Origin of the sequence: Cupriavidus pauculus, from assembly GCF_003854935.1 — a bacterium.
In the GTDB taxonomy this organism is placed as follows: domain Bacteria; phylum Pseudomonadota; class Gammaproteobacteria; order Burkholderiales; family Burkholderiaceae; genus Cupriavidus; species Cupriavidus pauculus_C.
The window spans coordinates 1,539,716-1,557,378 of record NZ_CP033969.1 but is presented as its reverse complement, the minus strand read 5'-3'; the positions used below and the strand labels follow the sequence as shown (position 1 = coordinate 1,557,378).

The window sequence follows — 17,663 nt, the reverse complement described above, 5'->3', positions numbered from 1 at the left end:
CATCGCCCGCTCCGGCCGGAAGCCGGAAGCGATTGGCGCATGATTTTTCAACAAGCCCTGCGACGCGAGCTTGCCTACACCGCCGGTGCGGTGTTCCTGGTGATGCTGACGTTCATGCTCACGTCGCTCGTGATCCGCATCCTGGGCATGGCCGCCAACGGCAAGGCCAGCCCCAACGACGTGCTGATGCTGATCGGCCTGGCCACCATTGGCTACCTGTCGATCCTGCTGTCGGCCACGCTGTTCATCTCCACCCTGATCGTCCTGACCCGCTGGTACAAGGATTCGGAGATGGTGGTGTGGTTCTCGGCCGGCATCTCGCTGCGCGACCTGGTCAAGCCGGTGCTGCAGTTCGCCACCCCGTTCTTCATCATGGCGCTGCTGCTGGGCATGTTCGCCTGGCCGTGGGCCAACCAGCAGAGCGCGCTGTTCCGGGACCGGTTCCAGCAGCGCGGCGTGCTGTCGATGATCGCCTCGGGCCGCTTCATCGAGCCCGCCAACGGCAACTACGTGCTGTTCATCGAGGGCATCGACGCCGACATGAAGCACGCCCGCAACGTGTTCGTGGCCAATTCCGAGGCCGGCAAGATCGGCGTGGCGCTGTCGCACCAGGGCCAGTTCGAGACCCAGCCCAACGGCGACCGCCTGGTGGTCATGGAGAACGGCCGGCGCTACGCCGGCGTGCCGGGCCAGCTCAACTATCGGATCCTGGAATTCGATAAGTACGCGGTCAAGGTCGACAACAAGCCGCCCGAGACCGAGGCCGACCTGCCCGCCAAGAGCCGCGACACCATAGATCTGCTCCGCAACCCCACCCGCGACAACATGGCCGAGCTGCTCTGGCGCGTGTCGCTGCCGATCCTGGCCTTCAACTTCGTGATGATCGCCATCCCGCTGGCCTACGTGAACCCGCGGCTTGGCCGCTACACGCCGCTGGTGTTCGCTGTGCTGATCTACCTGACCTACAGCAACACGATCAACCTGGCGCAGGCCTGGGTGCGGTCGGGGTCGCTCTCGTTCTGGATGGCGCTGATCCCGCTGCACGTGCTGGTGTTCCTGTGCGCGCTGATGCTGTTCCGCTACCGGCAGAACCGCAGCCTGGGCGGCTGGCGGGCCGTGTTCGGCCTCAAGCGCAAGGCCAATGGCAATGCCGGGGGCCAGGCATGAGGGTGCTGGCCGTCTACGAGCGCTATTTTGCGCGGCTGATCTACGGCGTCTTCGCGTTCATCCTGTTCGCGGTGCTGTCGCTGTTCATCTTCTTCGACATGCTCAACGAGCTGGAAAGCGTGCAGGGCGGCTATACGTCGCTGGTGGCGTTCTTCCACGTCATGCTGCAGGCGCCCACGCGCGTCTACGAGGTGCTGCCCATCGCGGTGCTGATCAGCGCCATCTACGTGTTTTCGCAGCTTGCCAGCCAGTCCGAGTTCACGATCTTCCGCGTGGCCGGGCTGAACACGCGCCAGGCGCTGTTCTCGCTGTTCAAGCTCGCCGTGCCGCTGGCGCTGGTCACGTTCGTGTTCGGCGAATTCATTGGCCCGGCGGCCGAGCAATACGCGCAGAAGATCAAGCTGCAGGCGATTGGCGCGACGGTATCGTCCGGCTTCCGCTCGGGCGTCTGGGTCAAGGACCGCGACCGCGATACGTCCGCGGGTGGCGGCGAGATCACACGTTTCGTCAACGTCCAGGGTCTGCGCCCGGACCAGACGATCAACGGCATCACGATCTACGAGTTCGACCAGGACTACCGCCTGCGCGTGATCCGCGTGGCCAAGGAAGGGCGCTACCAGGGCGGCCAGCAATGGCAGTTGAACGACGTCAACGAGACGCGCTTCGTGGAACTGCGCGACGGCGCGGCGGCGCCCGCCCCGGCCAAGCGCGACGCGCTGGCGCCCGATTTCCGGGCCGAGCAGGCGCTGTTCCCGAACATGGTCATGCATTCCGAGCTGACGCCGCAGATCCTGTCGGTGCTGCTGGTGACGCCCGAGCGGATGTCGACGCTGGACCTGTTCCGCTACATCCGCCACCTGCGCGACAACAAGCAGGACACACAGCGCTACGAGATCGCGTTCTGGAAGAAGGTGGTCTATCCGCTGACGCTGTTCGTGATGGTGGCGCTGGCCCTGCCCTTCGCCTACCTGCACGCGCGCGCCGGCGCGGTGGGCGTCAAGGTGTTCGGCGGCATCATGCTGGGGCTGTCGTTCCACCTGGCGAACACGCTGTTCTCGCACGTCGGCCTGCTGCACACCTGGCCGCCGATTGTCTCGGCGCTGGTGCCGGGCACGCTGTACTTGACCATCGCGCTGACGTCGCTGCGCTGGGTCGACCGGCACTGAGCGCCATGCGGCAAGCCATCGTCCTCTTTGGCCACGGCGCGCGCGACCCGCGCTGGCGCGAGCCGTTCGACCGGCTGCATGCCAGGCTGTCGGCACTGCGGCCCGATTGCGTGGTGCGGCTGGCCTTCCTGGAGCTGATGGCGCCGTCGCTGGCGGAGGCCATCGACGCGCTGGCTGCCGAGGGCATCGACGCGGTGACGGTGGTGCCCGTGTTCCTGGGCCAGGGCGGGCATCTGCGGCGCGATTTCCCGCTGCTGGTCGAGGAATGCCGGGCGCGCCATCCGGGCGTGGATATCGGCGTGGCCACGGCGGTGGGCGAGGCCGATGTGGTGGTCGACGCGATGGCGGCCTACTGCGCGCAGGCCGTCTCTCCCGGCAACGGGGCGCAACCCTAGCCATCCCGCACGCCGCAGCGAGCCCCAGCAAGCAAAAAGGCCAGGATTCCCCTGGCCTTTTTTGTTTTACCGCCGTGGCGGCGTTACGCCGCCCGGTCCACCGCTACCGTTTCCGCCACCTCGGTCGCGCGGGTCCCCAGGGCCTCGCCGATCATCAGCAGGCTGGGCTGCACCGGGTCCATCCAGCGCGCGGCCTCGCCGGCGGCCATCTCGCGCAGCGTGAACTGGTGGCTGCGCTGGCGCGGCGTGGTGGCGGCTTCCACCACCCAGGCAGGCGTGGACGCCGGCTTGCCACGCGCGATGAGCTGGGCGGCGATGTTGGCGGCCTGGTCCCGGCCCATGTAGTAGACGATGGTGTCGGCCTTGACGTCGGCCTCGACGTCCACTGCATCGGCAGCCTTGGCCTGGGTGGCGAATGCCACGCTGCGCGACACGCCGCGCCGGGTCAGCGGCCGGGCGATGGCGCTGGCGGCGGCCAGCGCCGCCGTGATGCCGGGCACCACCTCGTACGCGATGCCCGCGGCCTCCAGCGCCTGCAGTTCCTCGTCGGCGCGGCCGAACAGCATCGGGTCGCCGCCCTTGAGCCGCACCACGCGCTCGTACTTGCCGGCCAGGTCGACAATCTGGCGGTTGATGAACAGCTGCGCCGTCGAGCGCTGCCCGCAGCGCTTGCCCACCTCGATCAGCTCGGCCTGGGGGCACCAGGCCAGCATCTCGGGCGACACCAGCGCGTCGTGCAGCACGACCTGGGCTTCGCCCAGCAAGCGGGCACCGCGCACCGTAATGAGGTCGGCCGCACCGGGGCCTGCACCAATCAGGTACACCTTGCCGGTCGAGGTTGCCTTGCGCGTGTTCATCTGCACCACCATTACCATTGCTGTCCGTTCGGGACGATATCAGGCATACGCACGGATCATGCCCGCCGCCACCGTGTGATTGGTGGCCTCGTCGATCAGCACGAAGGCGCCCGTGGCCGGGTTGTCGCCGTAGGTGTCGCAGACAATGGGCTTCTGCAGCGACAGCTGCACCGATCCGATGTCGTTCAGGCGGATGTCGTGGCGGCCGGTCTCGTGCGACAGCGTGTGCACGTCCAGCACGCGATCCACCGCCGACACGCGCGCGAACACGCTGGCCGTGGTGTGCTTGAGCACGTACTTGCGCGACGGGTTCAGCGATTCGTCATCGAACCAGCACAGGTCGGCCGTCAGCTTCTTGGCCGAAGCCGCCGTGGCGTCGGCCGCCACGAACATGTCACCGCGTGACACATCGACGTCCTCGGACAGGCGCACCGTGATGGTGTCGCCGGCGTTGGCCGAATCGGCCGCGCCGTTCGGCGTCAGCACCTCGGCCACCACGGCCTCGCGGTTGGCGGGCAGCACGCGCAGCTTCTGGCCCACGCGCACCGTGCCGGCTTCCACGCGGCCGGCATAGCCGCGGAAGTCGTCAGCGGCGGCGCCGTCCTGGCGCACCACCAGTTGCACCGGAAAGCGCAGCGCCGCGTCGCCCTCGGGCGCCACGTCTTCCACCGGCAGCGCCTCCAGCAGCGGCAGCAGCGGCTCGCCCTGGTACCACGGCATGGCGTCGCTGGCGTGGACGATGTTGTCGCCACGCAGCGCCGACACCGGCACGTAGACCACGTCCTTCAGGCCAAGCTGGTTTGCCAGCTCGGCGTAGGCGGCGCGGATCTCGTTGAAGCGCTGCTCGCTGTATTCCACGAGGTCCATCTTGTTCACGGCGACGATCACGTGCTGGATCTCCAGCAGCTTCAGGATCGCCGAGTGGCGCTTGGTCTGCGCCAGCAGCTCGGCACGGCCGCCGGTCACGGTGACGCGCGTGGCGTCCACCAGCACGATGGCCGCGTGCGCCGTCGACGCGCCCGTCACCATGTTGCGCGTGTACTGCTCGTGGCCCGGCGTATCGGCGATGATGAACTTGCGGCGCGCCGTGGAGAAATAGCGGTACGCCACGTCAATCGTGATGCCCTGCTCGCGCTCGGCCTCCAAGCCGTCGGTCAGCAGCGAGAAGTCGATCTCCTCGCCAGCCGTGCGCTTGTTCTTAGCGTTGGCCAGCGCGGTCAACTGGTCGGACAGCACGGCCTTGCTGTCGAACAGCAGGCGGCCGATCAGCGTGCTCTTGCCGTCGTCGACGGAACCCGCCGTGATGAAGCGCAGCAGGCCCTGGTGTTGCGAATATTGAGACATGTTCGTGTTCCTCTGCGGCATCGGCTTAGAAGTAGCCTTCCTTCTTGCGGCGTTCCATCGACGCTTCGCTGGTCTGGTCGTCCATCCGCGTGGCGCCGCGCTCGGTAATCTCGGTCACGGCCGTCTCGGCGATGATCTCGACCGGCGAGGCCGCGGTGCTGGCCACGGGGCAGGTGCAGCTGATGTCGCCCACGGTGCGGAAGCGGACCGACAGCACCTCGCTGACGTCGCCGTCCTGCTTGGGCGTGATCGGCGTCACGGGCACCAGCAGGCCGTTCTTGCGCACCACTTCGCGCTCGTGCGCGTAGTAGATCGGCGGCAGCGCCAGGTTCTCGCGGGCGATGTACTGCCACACGTCCAGTTCCGTCCAGTTCGAGATCGGGAACACGCGCATCTGCTCGCCGGCGGCCATGCGGGCGTTGTACAGGCTCCACAGCTCGGGGCGCTGGGCCTTCGGGTCCCACTGGCCGAACTCGTCGCGGAACGAGAAGATCCGCTCCTTGGCGCGCGCCTTTTCCTCGTCGCGGCGGGCACCGCCCATCAGCGCGTCGAACTTGTGCGCCTCGATGGTTTCCAGCAGCGTCACGGCCTGCGCGGCGTTGCGCGAATCGGTTTCCTTGCGCAGCCGCACGGTGCCGCGCTTGATGGAGTCCTCGACATGGCCCACCACCAGCCGCGCGCCCAGTTCCGCCACGCGCTGGTCGCGGAAGGCGATGACCTCGGGGTAGTTGTGGCCGGTGTCGATGTGGACCAGCGGGAACGGCAGCTCCACCTTGCGGTCGCCCAGGCGGAACGCCTTCAGCGCCAGGTGCAGCATGACGATCGAGTCCTTGCCGCCCGAGAACAGCAGCGCCGGGTTGCGGCACTCGGCCACCACCTCGCGGATGATGTAGATCGACTCGGCTTCCAGCCGGTCGAGGTGGTCGTTCTGGACCTGCAGCAGGTGTTCCACGTTGGCGGCCACGCCTGCGTCTGCGATGTCGTTCATGATGCCCATGTCGTTATCGGCCTCTGGTAATTCGTTCAATGCTTGATGTTCTGCTCGTGGAGCCCGCACTCTTTCGAGTCCTTCGACTCCCACCACCAGCGCCCCGCCCGCACATCCTCGCCCGCCTTCACGGCCCGCGTGCACGGCTCGCAGCCGATGCTCGGGTAGCCCTTGGCGTGCAGCGCGTTGACCGGCACGTCGTGGCGCGTCAGGTAGGCCCAGACCTCGGCCTCGGTCCAGTCGGCCAGCGGGTTGAACTTGGGGATGCCGCGCGCCTCGTCCAGTTCCTCGAACGGCAGCTCGGCGCGCGTCACGGCCTGCTCGCGGCGCTGGCCAGTCATCCACGCGTCGGCGTGCGACAGCGCGCGGTTCAGCGGCTCCACCTTGCGGATGCCGCAGCAGGTCTTGCGCAGGTCCACGCTGTCGTAGACCGCGTTCAGGCCGTGCTTGCGGACGTAGTTGTCCACCGCTTCCTGGTCCGGCGTGAACTGCTCGACCGTGTAGCCGTAGCGGGTCTGCACGGCGTCCAGCACCGCCAGCGTCTCGGCGTGCAGGCGGCCCGTGTTCAGCGTGAACACGCGGATGCCGGCGCGCACGGCGTCGGTGCCGCGCAGGATCGCGTCGGTCAGCACCATGTCCTCGGCGGCCAGGCTCGTGGCAAAGCGCGCGCGGAAGAAACGCCCGGCGATGCCCGCCAGCCGCTCGGCCAGCGCGCGTTCCTTGGCTTCCAGCGCCTCGACCGAGCCCATGTACAGCGGCATCGTCCACAGCGCTGGGGGGCGCAGCGACGACACCTGGGGCGCGGCCCCGTCGACCACGGGGATCTCGGAAATGGTGCTCATGCCGAACCTTGCGCGGTCACGTCGGCGCGGGCGCGGCGGAACAGCGGCAGCGGCTCGTCCACCGACGCCTGGTACGCCACCGTGAACTCGGTGAAGCCCTTGATCGCGTCGTCGATGTTCTTGTCGGCGCGCACGGCGAACGTGTCAAAGCCGCAGCGCTTCATGAAGTTGAGCTGATCGCGCAGCACGTCGCCGATGGCGCGGAGCTGGCCGGTCCAGCCGTAGCGGGTGCGCAGCAGGTAGGCCGACGAGAAGCCGCGGCCATCGCGGAACACCGGGAAGTCGACCGCGACGACCGACACCTGGTCGAACAGCGGCTGCGCATCGGCGGGTTCGTCCTCGGGGGCCAGCCACACGCCGGTGACAGCCTTGTCGCGGCCGGCCAGCAGCGCCTGGTTGTCCTTCCACACGGACAGCGGGAACAGCACGGCGTCGGCGCCCTGTGCCACGGCGGCAATGCGCGCGGCGTCCAGCGGCTGCTCGTCGGTGGCGCGCAGCACGGTCCAGTGGTCTTCGACGATGACGGGACGGAATTGGCCTGCGTCGTCGCGTTGCAGTTGAATGATCTTTGCCATGTTCGGTCTCTTTCAGGCTTCGGCGCGCTCTTCGCGCTGCTTGTCGGCGTACACGCGCTCCTTGAACGGGGCGATGCCGATGCGGGCGAACGTCTCGATGAAGCGCTCGTCGCCGGCACGGTTGGCCACGAACGTGTCGATGATGCGGGTCACCACCTCGGGCATTTCCTCGGCGCTGAACGACGGGCCAATCACCTTGCCGATCGCCGACTGGTTGCCCTGGGCGCCGCCCAGCGTTACCTGGTACCACTCGGAGCCGTCCTTGTCGACGCCGAGCACGCCGATGTTGCCGACGTGGTGGTGGCCGCAGGCGTTGATGCAGCCCGAGATGTTCAGCGACACCTCGCCCAGGTCATGCACGTAGTCCAGGTCGTCAAACCGTTCCTGGATGGCCAGCGCGATCGGGATCGACTTGGCGTTGGCCAGCGAGCAGAAGTCGCCGCCCGGGCAGGCGATGATGTCGGTCAGCAGGCCGATGTTGGCCGTGGCCAGGCCGGCCTTGCGGGCCGCTTCCCACAGCGCGAACAGGTCCTTCTTCTTCACGTCGGGCAGCACCAGGTTCTGCTCGTGCGCCACGCGCAGCTCGCCGTAGCCGTAGCGGTCGGCCAGGTCGGCCACCGCTTCCATCTGCTCGGCGGTGGCATCGCCCGGGGGCGACACGGGGCCCGGCTTGGTCGACAGCGTCACCGACGCGTAGCCCGTCACGCGGTGCGCGCGCACGTTGCGGCTGACCCAGCGGGCGAACGCCTTGTTCTCCAGCAGGTGCTTCTCGAACGACGCGTCGGTGTCCGGCAGCTTTTCATAGGCGGGCGGCTGGAAGTACTGGGCCACGCGGTCGAACTCGGCCTGCGTCAGCGTGCCGGGGCCGTCCTTGCTGAACTGCCACTCTTCTTCCACCTCGGCGGCGAACTTCTCGGCGCCGATGGCCTTCACCAGGATCTTGATGCGGGCCTTGTACTTGTTGTCGCGGCGGCCGTAGCGGTTGTAGACGCGGATGGCGGACTCGACGTAGGTCAGCATGTGCTGCCACGGCAGGTCTTCCTTGATGATCGTGCCCAGGATCGGCGTGCGGCCCAGGCCGCCACCGGCCAGGATGCGCAGGCGCGTCTCGCCATCGGCGTTCTTGTACGCGTAGATGCCGATGTCGTGCATCTGCACCACGGCGCGGTCGTCCTGGCTGGCCGAGATGGCGATCTTGAACTTGCGCGGCAGGAACGCGAATTCCGGCTGGAACGTGCTCCACTGGCGCAGCAGTTCGGCCAGCACGCGCGGGTCCACGGACTCGTCCGGGGCCACGCCCGCGAACTGGTCGGTCGTGATGTTGCGCACGCAGTTGCCCGAGGTCTGGATGCCGTGCATTTCCACGCTGGCCAGGTCCGCCAGCACGTTGGGCACCTGCTCCAGCTCCATCCAGTTGTACTGGATGTTCTGGCGCGTGGAGAAATGGCCATAGCCGCGGTCGTACTTGCGGGCGATGTGGGCCAGCATGCGGAGCTGCTTCGACGCCAGCAGGCCGTACGGAATGGCCACGCGCAGCATGTAGGCGTGGCGCTGCATGTACAGGCCGTTCTGCAGCCGCAGCGGCAGGAACTCTTCCTCGGTCAGCTCGCCCGACAGGCGGCGGCGCACCTGGTCGCGGAATTGCGCGACACGTTCCTGGACGATGCGCTGGTCGTATTGATCGTACTGATACATGGTGTGGGTCCGTTCAGTATTCGTTGGATGCTTAGGAAACGAGCTTGATGGCGACGAGCGTCAGCGTGGTCGCCAGTGCGGCGCGCACGAGCCGCTCGGGCAGCGCCCGCGACAGTTGGGCGCCCAGCCAGATGCCGGGGATCGATCCCACCAGCAGCGCCAGCAGCAGATTCCAGTCGACGGTGCCAAGCCACACGTGGCCCAGCCCGGCCACGGCCGTGAGCGGCACGGCGTAGGCGATATCGGTGCCGGCCACCTCGGCCGGCTTCATATGGGGGTACAGCAGCAGGATCAGCGTGGCGCCCACGGCACCGGCGCCAATCGACGAGACCGTCACCAGCACGCCGATCACGGCGCCCACGACGATCGTGGCCACCACCTGGCGGCGGCCTTCCAGCTGGTAGCGCGGGTTGCGTTCCAGCCACGCCAGCATCTGCTTGCGGAACAGCAGCGACAGCACGGTCAGCAGCACGGAGACGCCAATCGTCACGCGGATGGCATGCAGCCACTGGGCGTTCAGCTCGCCGGCACTCTTGAGCACCAGGATGGCGGCCAGCGCGGCCGGCAGGCTGCCGATGCACAGGCGGCGCACCACCTGCCACTGCACGTGGCCGTGCGCGCGGTGCGCGATCGTGCCGAAACCCTTGGTAATGGAGGCGAAGGCCAGGTCGGTGCCCACGGCAGTGGCCGGGGAGAAGCCGAACAGCAGCGTCAGCAGCGGCGTCATGAGCGAGCCGCCACCTACCCCGGTCAGACCAACCAGGATACCTACCAGCAGACCGGAAACGGTGAAAGCCAGGGACATCGGGGACGCTTATCGGATTGCGCCTGCCGCCGGTGGTGCCGGCGCCACCTCTTCAGGCGGGCCGCGGACGCAATTCGGGCAGGCGAACGTTTAACAAAGTTCGAGAATCGTAATAAACTCGCCTCATATCTCAAACTAATAAGAAGTTGTTTGTTTATACGAGCGAAGTTATATGAATCTCCACCAGTTTCGCTTCGTGCGTGAGGCCGTCCGGCAGAACTTCAACCTGACGGAAGCGGCAAAAGCGCTTTACACATCACAACCCGGCGTGTCGAAGGCCATCATCGAGCTTGAGGAAGAGCTGGGTGTCGATATCTTCACACGGCATGGCAAGCGCATCCGCAGCCTCACCGAGCCGGGCCGCCGCATCCTGGTGTCCGTCGAGAAGATCCTGCAGGAAGTGGAAAGCCTGAAGCGGGTGGGCAAGGACTACGCTGCGCAGGACCAGGGCAACTTCACCATTGCCACGACCCATACCCAGGCACGCTACGCGCTGCCGCGCGTGATTGCCGAGTTCACCAAGCGCTACCCGAAGGTGCGGCTGTCGATCCAGCAGGGCACGCCGGTGCAGATTGCCGACATGATCCTGCACGACCAGGCCGACATCGGCATCGCCACCGAAGGCATCTCCAGCGACAAGGCGCTGGTGTCCCTGCCCGGCTACCAGTGGCAGCATATGGTGATTACGCCACCTGACCATCCGCTGCTGGAAAAGAAGCACCTGACGCTGGAAGACCTGGCGACCTACCCGCTGATCACCTATGACGTGAACTTCGCCGGCCGGCCCAAGATCGACAAGGCGTTCGCGCTGCGTCACCTGGAAGCCGACATCGTGCTGGAAGCCATCGACGCCGACGTGATCAAGACCTACGTCGAGATTGGCCTGGGCATCGGCATCGTGGCCGGGCTGGCCTTCGACCCCGAGCGCGACCGCAACCTGCGCGGCCTGCCCGCCGGCCACCTGTTCGGCACCAATGTCACGCACCTGGCCGTCAAGCAGGGCGCCTACCTGCGCAGCTTCGTCTATACCTTCATCGAACTGTTCTCGCCGACCCTGAACCGCAAGCTCGTGGAGCAGGCGATGTCCGGCGACCACGAGGCTTACGAGCTGTAAGCCGGCCCTCCTCTATATAGATATGTCCGTATCCGATTCCCCTCCCCGCCTCCACTGGTCCGAGGACGGCGCCGAGCGCAGCGCGCTGTGGCGGTCCGAAGCCGGCCTGCCGCCGCCCCGGCGCGTGGTGGTGGCCGACGACCAGATGGCGGCCGATACCGCCTACCGGCTGGCCAGCGAAGGCACCGCCCTGCTCTGGCGCGGCGACTTCCAGAACGCGCGCCAGTTGCTGCAGGCCATGGCGCGGCGCGTCGACCGCAAACCCCAGCGCAAGGCGCGCGGCGCCGCCCAGGCACCGGCCAGCCTGACCGAAGCCTTCCACAAGCACCGGCTGGCCCAGTCCCAGCGCGCCCGCACGCTGGGCATGCTGCTGCTGCCGTTCGAGCCCGGCCACGTGGTGCCGCTGCGCCGGGCACCCGACGTACAACAGGCCTGCGAGCAGGTCTACGGCCCGGCCGATGCCCCCTACGTGGCGTCGATGCGCGAGCTGCTGGGCCTGATCGGCGCCTACGAGTGGCGCCGCAAGGGCGTGGAGATTCCGCTGCTGGGCGACCGCATCCATCCGTGGTACGGCGTGTTCTCGCCGGTGCGCGGCGAGTACCTGGAACTGGTGGCGCGGCAGGACCTGCCGTCGAAGGCGCTGGCCTTCGACGTCGGCACCGGTACTGGCGTGCTGGCGGCGCTGCTCGCGCAGCGCGGCGTCCGGCGCGTGGTCGGCACCGACCAGGACCCCCGCGCGCTGGCCTGCGCGCGCGAGAACATCGACCGGCTGGGCCTGGCGCAGCACGTGGAGATCGTCGACGCCAACCTGTTCCCCGAAGGCCGCGCGCCGCTGATCGTCTGCAACCCGCCGTGGGTGCCGGCGCGGCCGAGTTCGCCCATCGAGCACGCCGTGTTCGATCCGGACAGCCGCATGCTGCGCGGCTTCCTGGACGGGCTGGCGGCGCACCTGGAACCGGGCGGCCAGGGCTGGCTGATCCTGTCCGACTTTGCCGAGCACCTGGGCCTGCGCACGCGCGACGAGTTGCTGGGATGGATCGACGCAGCCGGGCTCAAGGTGCTGGGCCGTGCCCACATCCGCCCCAAGCATCCCAAGTCCACCGACGCCGATGACCCGTTGCACGCGGCCCGCAAGGCCGAGGTCACGTCGCTGTGGCGGCTGGCCGCGAAGTAGCGCCCACCCCTCAAGACCCACCCGAGACCACCCGAGGAAGCATTGATGACTACCGTGGCTTTTATCGGCCTGGGCGCCATGGGCGCGCCGATGGCCGGTCACCTGATCCGCGCCGGGCATACCGTGCGCGCCTTCGTCCGCCGCCCCGAGGCCGCCGACGCGGCGCGCGCGCTGGGCGCCGAACCGTTCTTCACGCCGGCCGAGGCCGCACGCGGCGCCGAGGTGGTGTTCACCAACGTCACCTCGTCCGAGGATGTCCGTGAGGTGCTGCTGGGCCGCGACGGCGTGATCGAAGGCGCCGCGCCGGGCACGATCTGCGTCGACCACAGCACGATCTCGCCCATCGTCACGCGCGAGATTGCCCAGGCGCTGGCCGCGCGCGGCATCGCGGCGCTCGACTGCCCGGTCTCGGGTGGCACGATGGGCGCGCAGGCCGGCACGCTGACGATCATGGTCGGCGGCAAGGCCGAGCACCTGGAGCGGGTACGCCCGCTGCTGGCATGCATCGGCAAGACCATCACCCATATCGGCGACCACGGCGCCGGCCAGGTGGCCAAGCTCTGCAACCAGATCGCGCAGGTGGTGAACATCGAGGGGATCGCCGAGGCCATGCGCTTTGCGGGCGCCCAGGGCGTGGATACCGGCAAGGTGTTCCAGGCGCTGTCGACCGGCTTTGCCGGCAGCCGCATGCTGGACATGATGGGACCGAAGATGGTGGCGCGCGACTTTGGCGCCGGCATCGAATCGCGGCTGCATGCCAAGGACTTCGGGCTGGCCGCCGACATCGCCGGCGAGATCGGCCTGGACCTGCCCGCCATGCGCGCCACGGCCGCCCAGCTGGATACGCTGATGGCCCAGGGCTGGGGCAAGGACGATACGTCGTCGCTGCTGAAGGTGCTGGAAATCAAGCCCTAGGACGATGCCGCCGGCTCAGACCCCGGCGATCATCCCCAGCAGCGCGCGCGACAGCGCGCTGTCGTCGCGCATCAGGTCGTCCATCACATTGAAATGGTGGCGGCCGGCCAGCACGATGTCCTCGCGCACGTTGGCCGGCCACGCAGCGCGGATCAGCGCGTGCTGGCGGTGGTACTCGCTCGATTCCAGCGCCCCGACCGCCGTGATCAGCGGCGCGGCCGTGGCCGGCGCCATGAACGCCGGCGACAGGCGCGCCACTTCGGCCTCGGTCAGTTGCAGGTCGGCCTGCAGGAAATCGGCGCGGCGCAGCGGTTCCAGGTCGTAGATCCCGCTGATCGACAGGCCGCCCTTGATCAGGTCCACCGGAAGGTCACCGCCGAACTGCGGCCAGAGCGCCGCCATCAGCATCGTCACAAGGTGCCCGCCCACCGAATGGCCGGCCAGGAAGATCCGGTTGCGATCGTGGCCCAGCCGGTCGGCCTCGCGGTACAGCCACGCCACCGACTGCATCACCTGCCAGACGATGGTTTCCACGCTCACGGCCGGGCACAGCGCGTAGTTGACCACGGCCACCGACACCCCGCGCCGCGTGGGCACGTTGGCGACGAAGCTGTGGTCGTGCTTGTCCAGCGCGCGGAAGTAGCCGCCGTGCAGGAACACCAGCAGCGGCGGCGCGTCGTCGTCGCGCAGCGCGGCCGGGAAGTAGTCGAGCGTCTCGGTGGCGGCAAGTGGCGAATCGGTATCGCCGTAGTTCAGGTTCTCGAAGTACGTGACCATGCCGGCCCGCGCCAGTGCCGAATCCGCCGCCCAGCGGGCCATGTGCATGGCATTGTCCGGCACATTGGCGCGATTGTTGTACGCCTTGGCGTAGAACGCGGGGTCCTGGGACGGCAACGCCGCCAGGCTGGCAAGGCTGGCGGCGGGCGTGGCATCGAGGGTCGGCTGGGCGGACATGGCTCTCGGCTCCGGGTGGATTCGGTGCGGCACCGCGTGGGGCGGTTGCGCGCTATCCTACCGCAACTGCCAGACCCCCCCGTTTTCACCGGACCCCCGCATGGTCGTCAAGCGCCGGCTGCGCGCCGGCAAGGTTTCGCAACCGGGCCCGCCCGATGTCGCGCCCGCCCCGGCCGCCGCCACGTGCCCGCTGTGCGGCCGGCCGCTGCTCGACGACGCCAGCACCGACCTGCACCATCCCGTCCCACGCAGCCGGGGCGGCCGGGCCGTGGTGGCCATGCACCGGGTCTGCCATCAGAAGATCCACTCGGTCTTCACCGAGGCCGAACTGGCCACCACGTGGCACGACTGGGACGCGCTGCGCACCCACCCGGCCATGGCCGACTTCATCCGCTGGATCGCCCGCAAGCCGCCCGGCTTCTACGACCGCAGCCGCACCACCAACGCCCGGCGCGGACGCTAGGCGCGGCCCGGCGCGCGGTTGTCCGGCCCGGTGAATTCCGGCATAATCCGCGATTCATCAGCGCGCGATGGGCAGTCCAGGCCATCGCCCAGCCCATGCCCGGGTGGTGAAACAGGTAGACGCAGGGGACTCAAAATCCCCCGCCGCAAGGCGTGTCGGTTCGAGTCCGACCCCGGGCACCACCTCACGCGCCATCCGGCGCGCCGCGGCCGTCCTGGCCACCGTAACGCCCCCGCCGTCCCGCAGCCTTCGCGATGCCGCACGTCCGCATCCCCGTGCAGCCCCTGCCTTGTCAGACATAAACCACTGGCCCGCGCGCCCGTCGATGCTTATCCTTCACGCAGCGCCTCCGTCACAACAACGACTTGCTTTCAGGGAACCGAAGATGAATCGCCTTACTGCTACTGCCGCGGCCTTAGGTTGCGCGGCGCTGCTGGCCGGCTGCGCTGGTGCCAACATGGACAGCCTGACCCAGGCCGGCGGCAGCCTGTTTTCGGCGGCGTCGCTGACCGACGCCAACGTCAAGCAGCTTTCCGACCAGTCCTGCGCCGAGATGGACAAGAAGAACCAGGTGGCCCCGGCCGACAGCACCTATGCCAAGCGGCTGGTCAACGTCATGAGCGGGCTCAAGAACACCGGGCTGCCGCTGGACGCCAAGGTCTACATGACCAAGGACGTCAACGCCTGGGCCATGGCCAACGGCTGCGTGCGCGTGTACAGCGGGCTGATGGACATGATGACCGACGACGAGGTGCGCGGCGTGCTGGGCCACGAGATCGGCCACGTGGCGCTGGGCCATACCAAGCGCGCCATGCAGGTGGCCTACACCACGGCCGCCGCGCGCGGGCTGCTGGGGTCCACCGGCAACGCCACGCTCACCGCGCTGTCGTCGTCGCAGATCGGCGAGCTGGGCGAGACCTTCGTCAATGCGCAGTTCTCGCAACGTCAGGAAAGCGAGGCCGACGACTACTCGTTCGACCTGCTGACCAAGAACGGCGCCAACCGCCAGGCGCTGGTCACGGCGTTCCAGAAGCTGGCCAAGCTCGATGGCGGCAAGTCGAGCATGCTCAGCTCGCACCCGGGCTCCGAGGCCCGCGCCAAGCACATCCAGGACCGGCTCAACAGCGGCAAGTAACGCGCCCGCCGCCCCCCGCCCGGCCACCGTCGCGTGGCCGGCGCCCCCTCCCTTCCCCGCTCATCCCCCCTGTTTTCTGAACGCGTTTAATACGCGTCACCAAAAGCTTTCAGTACGCGCCACGGCGCGGCGTACCGATAATGCCTCACGCCTGCGGAGCTTCCGCAAGGCGGCTACACGATTCCCTACGCCATCTCCAATGTCCTGCTGCCATTTGCTCGGCCCGGTTGCCGTCGCCATGGCCGGCGCCCTCGCCACGGTGCCGAAGTAGCTGTGCCCCGCAGGCCGGGCGGGCTGCCGCAGCGCTCGCCGGTCCGCGCCCCTTCAGCCTTTGTTTCGCAGAGGAGTTTCCATGGACTGGTTGCACACCATCTTTCAGAAATCGCCCGAGTCGGCGCTGTTCCTGTCGCTGGCCATCGGCTACGCGATCGGCAAGATCACGTTCGGCAAGTTCCAGCTTGGCGGGGTGGCCGGGTCGCTGCTGGCGGCCGTGATCATCAGCCAGGTGGGCGTGGAGATCGACAACGGCGTCAAGGCCGTGATGTTCGCGGTCTTCATCTACGCCGTGGGCTACGAGAGCGGCCCGCAGTTCTTCAACTCGCTGAACCGCAATTCGCTGCGCGAGATCGCCATGGCCGTGTTCATGGCCCTGGCGGGGCTTGTCACGGTCGTGGTGCTGGCCAAGATCTTCAACCTGGACAAGGGCATCGCGGCGGGGCTGGCGGCCGGCGGCATGACGCAGTCGGCCATCATCGGCACGGCCGGCGACGCCATCACCAAGCTCGGCCTGCCGCCCGACCAGGTCAAGATCCTGCAGGCCAACGTGGCCATCGGCTATGCGGTGACCTACGTGTTCGGGTCGCTGGGCGCCATCATCGTCTGCGTCAACATCCTGCCGCGCTTCATGAAGGCGGACCTGAAGACCGACGCCAAGAAGGTGGAAGCGGCCATGCACGGCGGCCTGCCGCAGTTCGGGCCGGGCCAGTTCGGCGCACTGCCGCGGCTGGTGGGGCGGCTGTTCCGCGTGACCGCGGCGGCCGGCAAGACGGTCAAGGACATCGAGGTGGGCGGCGAGGACCTGATCACCGTGGAGAAGGTGCAGCGCGCCGGCAAGGTGATCGAGTTTGGCCAGGACACCGTGCTGGAGGCCGGCGACATCGTGCTGCTGGTGGGCCGCCGCGACGCCATGGTGCCGACCGCCCTGGTGATTGGCGACGAGGTGGCCGACGCCGACGGCATGGGCATGGTGATGCAGACGCGCCGCGCGGTCTTTACGCGCAAGGGGCTCAACAACAAGCCGCTGGGCGAGATCGTGGCCAACGTAAGCCGCGAGATGCGCCACGGCGTGTACCTCGAGCGGATCGAGCGCTACGACCATCCGCTGCCGATCCTGCCCGACCTGAAGCTCCAGCACGGCGACATCATCACGTTCTACGGCACCCCGGCCGACACCAAGCGCGCCGCCGAGCGCGCCGGCTATGAACTGGTGCCCAGCGAGAAGACCGACTTCGTCTACTTCGGCGCCGGCGTGCTGGTGGGGCTGCTGATCGGCCTGCTGGTGGTGCGGATCGGGTCGATCCCGCTCACGCTGGGCGCCGGCGGCGGCGCGCTGCTGTCCGGGCTGGTGTTCGGCTGGGCGCGGTCCAAGCACCCGATGTACGGCGCCATGCCCACGGCGGCCTGCCAGTTGCTGAAGGACTTTGGCCTGGCCGCGTTCGTGGCCATCGTCGGCATCAACTCCGGCCTGCAGGCCGTGGACACGCTGCGCCACAGCGGCGTGACCATCTTCCTGCTGGGCGCCGTGGTCACGCTGCTGCCGCTGTTCCTGACGATGTTCTTCGGCCGCTACGTGCTCAAGTACGACAACGCCGCGCTGCTGGCCGGCGCGCTGTCGGGCTCGCGCAGTGCCAACCCGGCCTTCGGCGGCATCCTCGACAAGGCCGAAAGCCCCGTGCCGACCGTGCCGTTCGCCATTACCTATGCCCTGGCCAACGTCCTGCTGACGCTGCTTGGCCCCCTGGTCGTCGGCTTTGTCTGATGGCCGTTTCCCGATGCCTCATCGAACACGGATTCC

General features: G+C 68.1%; 17 protein-coding genes and 1 tRNA gene. 10 read left to right on the top strand and 8 right to left on the bottom strand.

The features are described from left to right. Nucleotides 1–39 precede the first annotated feature (39 nt). From lptF to EHF44_RS08870, 3 genes are read left to right on the top strand one after another with little or no spacing between them, the layout of a single operon-like run. Nucleotides 40–1,167 (top strand): LPS export ABC transporter permease LptF, encoded by a 1,128-nt coding sequence (lptF, locus tag EHF44_RS08880; RefSeq protein WP_124683408.1) that lies wholly within the window; start codon nucleotides 40–42, stop codon nucleotides 1,165–1,167. Then, entirely contained in the window at nucleotides 1,164–2,333 is a 1,170-nt protein-coding gene (gene lptG, locus EHF44_RS08875) for an LPS export ABC transporter permease LptG (protein ID WP_124683407.1), read from the top strand. Before lptF ends, lptG begins: the two co-directional genes overlap by 4 nt. Continuing rightward, complete coding sequence (locus EHF44_RS08870; protein WP_124685042.1) at nucleotides 2,330–2,728, top strand: sirohydrochlorin chelatase; 399 nt, start codon at nucleotides 2,330–2,332, stop codon at nucleotides 2,726–2,728. Before lptG ends, EHF44_RS08870 begins: the two co-directional genes overlap by 4 nt. Before the next feature lie 83 nt (nucleotides 2,729–2,811). On the opposite strand, the gene cobA is transcribed toward EHF44_RS08870, so the two are convergent. Genes cobA through EHF44_RS08835 form a run of 7 tightly spaced genes read right to left on the bottom strand, consistent with a single transcriptional unit; the run spans nucleotide 2,812 to nucleotide 9,834 of the window. After that, nucleotides 2,812–3,585 (bottom strand): uroporphyrinogen-III C-methyltransferase, encoded by a 774-nt coding sequence (gene cobA / locus EHF44_RS08865; protein WP_124683406.1) that lies wholly within the window; start codon nucleotides 3,583–3,585, stop codon nucleotides 2,812–2,814. A gap of 39 nt (nucleotides 3,586–3,624) precedes the next feature. Further along, nucleotides 3,625–4,929: a sulfate adenylyltransferase subunit 1 gene (locus EHF44_RS08860; protein ID WP_124683405.1), complete on the bottom strand. Its 1,305-nt coding sequence runs from the start codon at nucleotides 4,927–4,929 to the stop codon at nucleotides 3,625–3,627. Nucleotides 4,930–4,954: 25 nt separating this feature from the next. Then, nucleotides 4,955–5,926: a sulfate adenylyltransferase subunit CysD gene (gene cysD, locus EHF44_RS08855; protein ID WP_124685041.1), complete on the bottom strand. Its 972-nt coding sequence runs from the start codon at nucleotides 5,924–5,926 to the stop codon at nucleotides 4,955–4,957. A gap of 26 nt (nucleotides 5,927–5,952) precedes the next feature. Next, entirely contained in the window at nucleotides 5,953–6,759 is an 807-nt protein-coding gene (locus EHF44_RS08850) for a phosphoadenylyl-sulfate reductase (protein ID WP_124683404.1), read from the bottom strand. Continuing rightward, nucleotides 6,756–7,334 carry a DUF934 domain-containing protein gene (locus EHF44_RS08845; protein WP_124683403.1) on the bottom strand — a complete coding sequence of 193 codons (579 nt, stop codon included), beginning with the start codon at nucleotides 7,332–7,334 and terminating at the stop codon, nucleotides 6,756–6,758. Before EHF44_RS08845 ends, EHF44_RS08850 begins: the two co-directional genes overlap by 4 nt. 12 nt (nucleotides 7,335–7,346) lie before the next feature. After that, nucleotides 7,347–9,029 (bottom strand): nitrite/sulfite reductase, encoded by a 1,683-nt coding sequence (locus EHF44_RS08840; protein WP_124683402.1) that lies wholly within the window; start codon nucleotides 9,027–9,029, stop codon nucleotides 7,347–7,349. Between the two features lie 31 nt (nucleotides 9,030–9,060). Continuing rightward, nucleotides 9,061–9,834, bottom strand: a complete 774-nt coding sequence (locus EHF44_RS08835; protein WP_124683401.1) for a sulfite exporter TauE/SafE family protein — start codon at nucleotides 9,832–9,834, stop codon at nucleotides 9,061–9,063. A gap of 172 nt (nucleotides 9,835–10,006) precedes the next feature. Here EHF44_RS08835 and EHF44_RS08830 point away from each other — a divergent pair, with 172 nt between their 5' ends. The 3 genes from EHF44_RS08830 to EHF44_RS08820 are packed head-to-tail and all read left to right on the top strand — an operon-like array spanning nucleotide 10,007 to nucleotide 13,037. After that, nucleotides 10,007–10,948, top strand: coding sequence for a CysB family HTH-type transcriptional regulator (locus EHF44_RS08830; protein WP_124683400.1), 942 nt, complete (start codon nucleotides 10,007–10,009; stop codon nucleotides 10,946–10,948). A gap of 22 nt (nucleotides 10,949–10,970) precedes the next feature. Beyond that, nucleotides 10,971–12,122: a methyltransferase gene (locus EHF44_RS08825; RefSeq protein ID WP_124683399.1), complete on the top strand. Its 1,152-nt coding sequence runs from the start codon at nucleotides 10,971–10,973 to the stop codon at nucleotides 12,120–12,122. Between the two features lie 45 nt (nucleotides 12,123–12,167). Then, entirely contained in the window at nucleotides 12,168–13,037 is an 870-nt protein-coding gene (locus tag EHF44_RS08820) for an NAD(P)-dependent oxidoreductase (protein WP_124683398.1), read from the top strand. Nucleotides 13,038–13,052: 15 nt separating this feature from the next. Here the strand turns inward: EHF44_RS08820 and EHF44_RS08815 are convergent, their stop codons facing one another. Further along, a complete protein-coding gene (locus tag EHF44_RS08815) occupies nucleotides 13,053–13,991 on the bottom strand; it encodes an alpha/beta hydrolase (RefSeq protein WP_124683397.1) in 939 nt (312 codons plus the stop codon). A gap of 100 nt (nucleotides 13,992–14,091) precedes the next feature. Between EHF44_RS08815 and EHF44_RS08810 the strand changes: the two genes are divergently transcribed. The 4 genes from EHF44_RS08810 (at nucleotide 14,092) to aspT (ending at nucleotide 17,627) form a co-directional block, all read left to right on the top strand. Further along, on the top strand, nucleotides 14,092–14,454 hold the full coding sequence (locus tag EHF44_RS08810) for an HNH endonuclease (protein ID WP_124683396.1): 363 nt from the start codon (nucleotides 14,092–14,094) through the stop codon (nucleotides 14,452–14,454). Between the two features lie 97 nt (nucleotides 14,455–14,551). Then, nucleotides 14,552–14,636 (top strand) — tRNA-Leu (locus EHF44_RS08805). Nucleotides 14,637–14,839: 203 nt separating this feature from the next. Continuing rightward, the gene (locus EHF44_RS08800; protein ID WP_124683395.1) at nucleotides 14,840–15,589 is read left to right on the top strand and encodes a M48 family metallopeptidase; all 750 of its coding nucleotides are present in this window, start codon (nucleotides 14,840–14,842) and stop codon (nucleotides 15,587–15,589) included. A gap of 352 nt (nucleotides 15,590–15,941) precedes the next feature. Continuing rightward, nucleotides 15,942–17,627, top strand: coding sequence for an aspartate-alanine antiporter (gene aspT, locus EHF44_RS08795; protein ID WP_124683394.1), 1,686 nt, complete (start codon nucleotides 15,942–15,944; stop codon nucleotides 17,625–17,627). The last annotated feature ends 36 nt before the right edge of the window (nucleotides 17,628–17,663 follow it).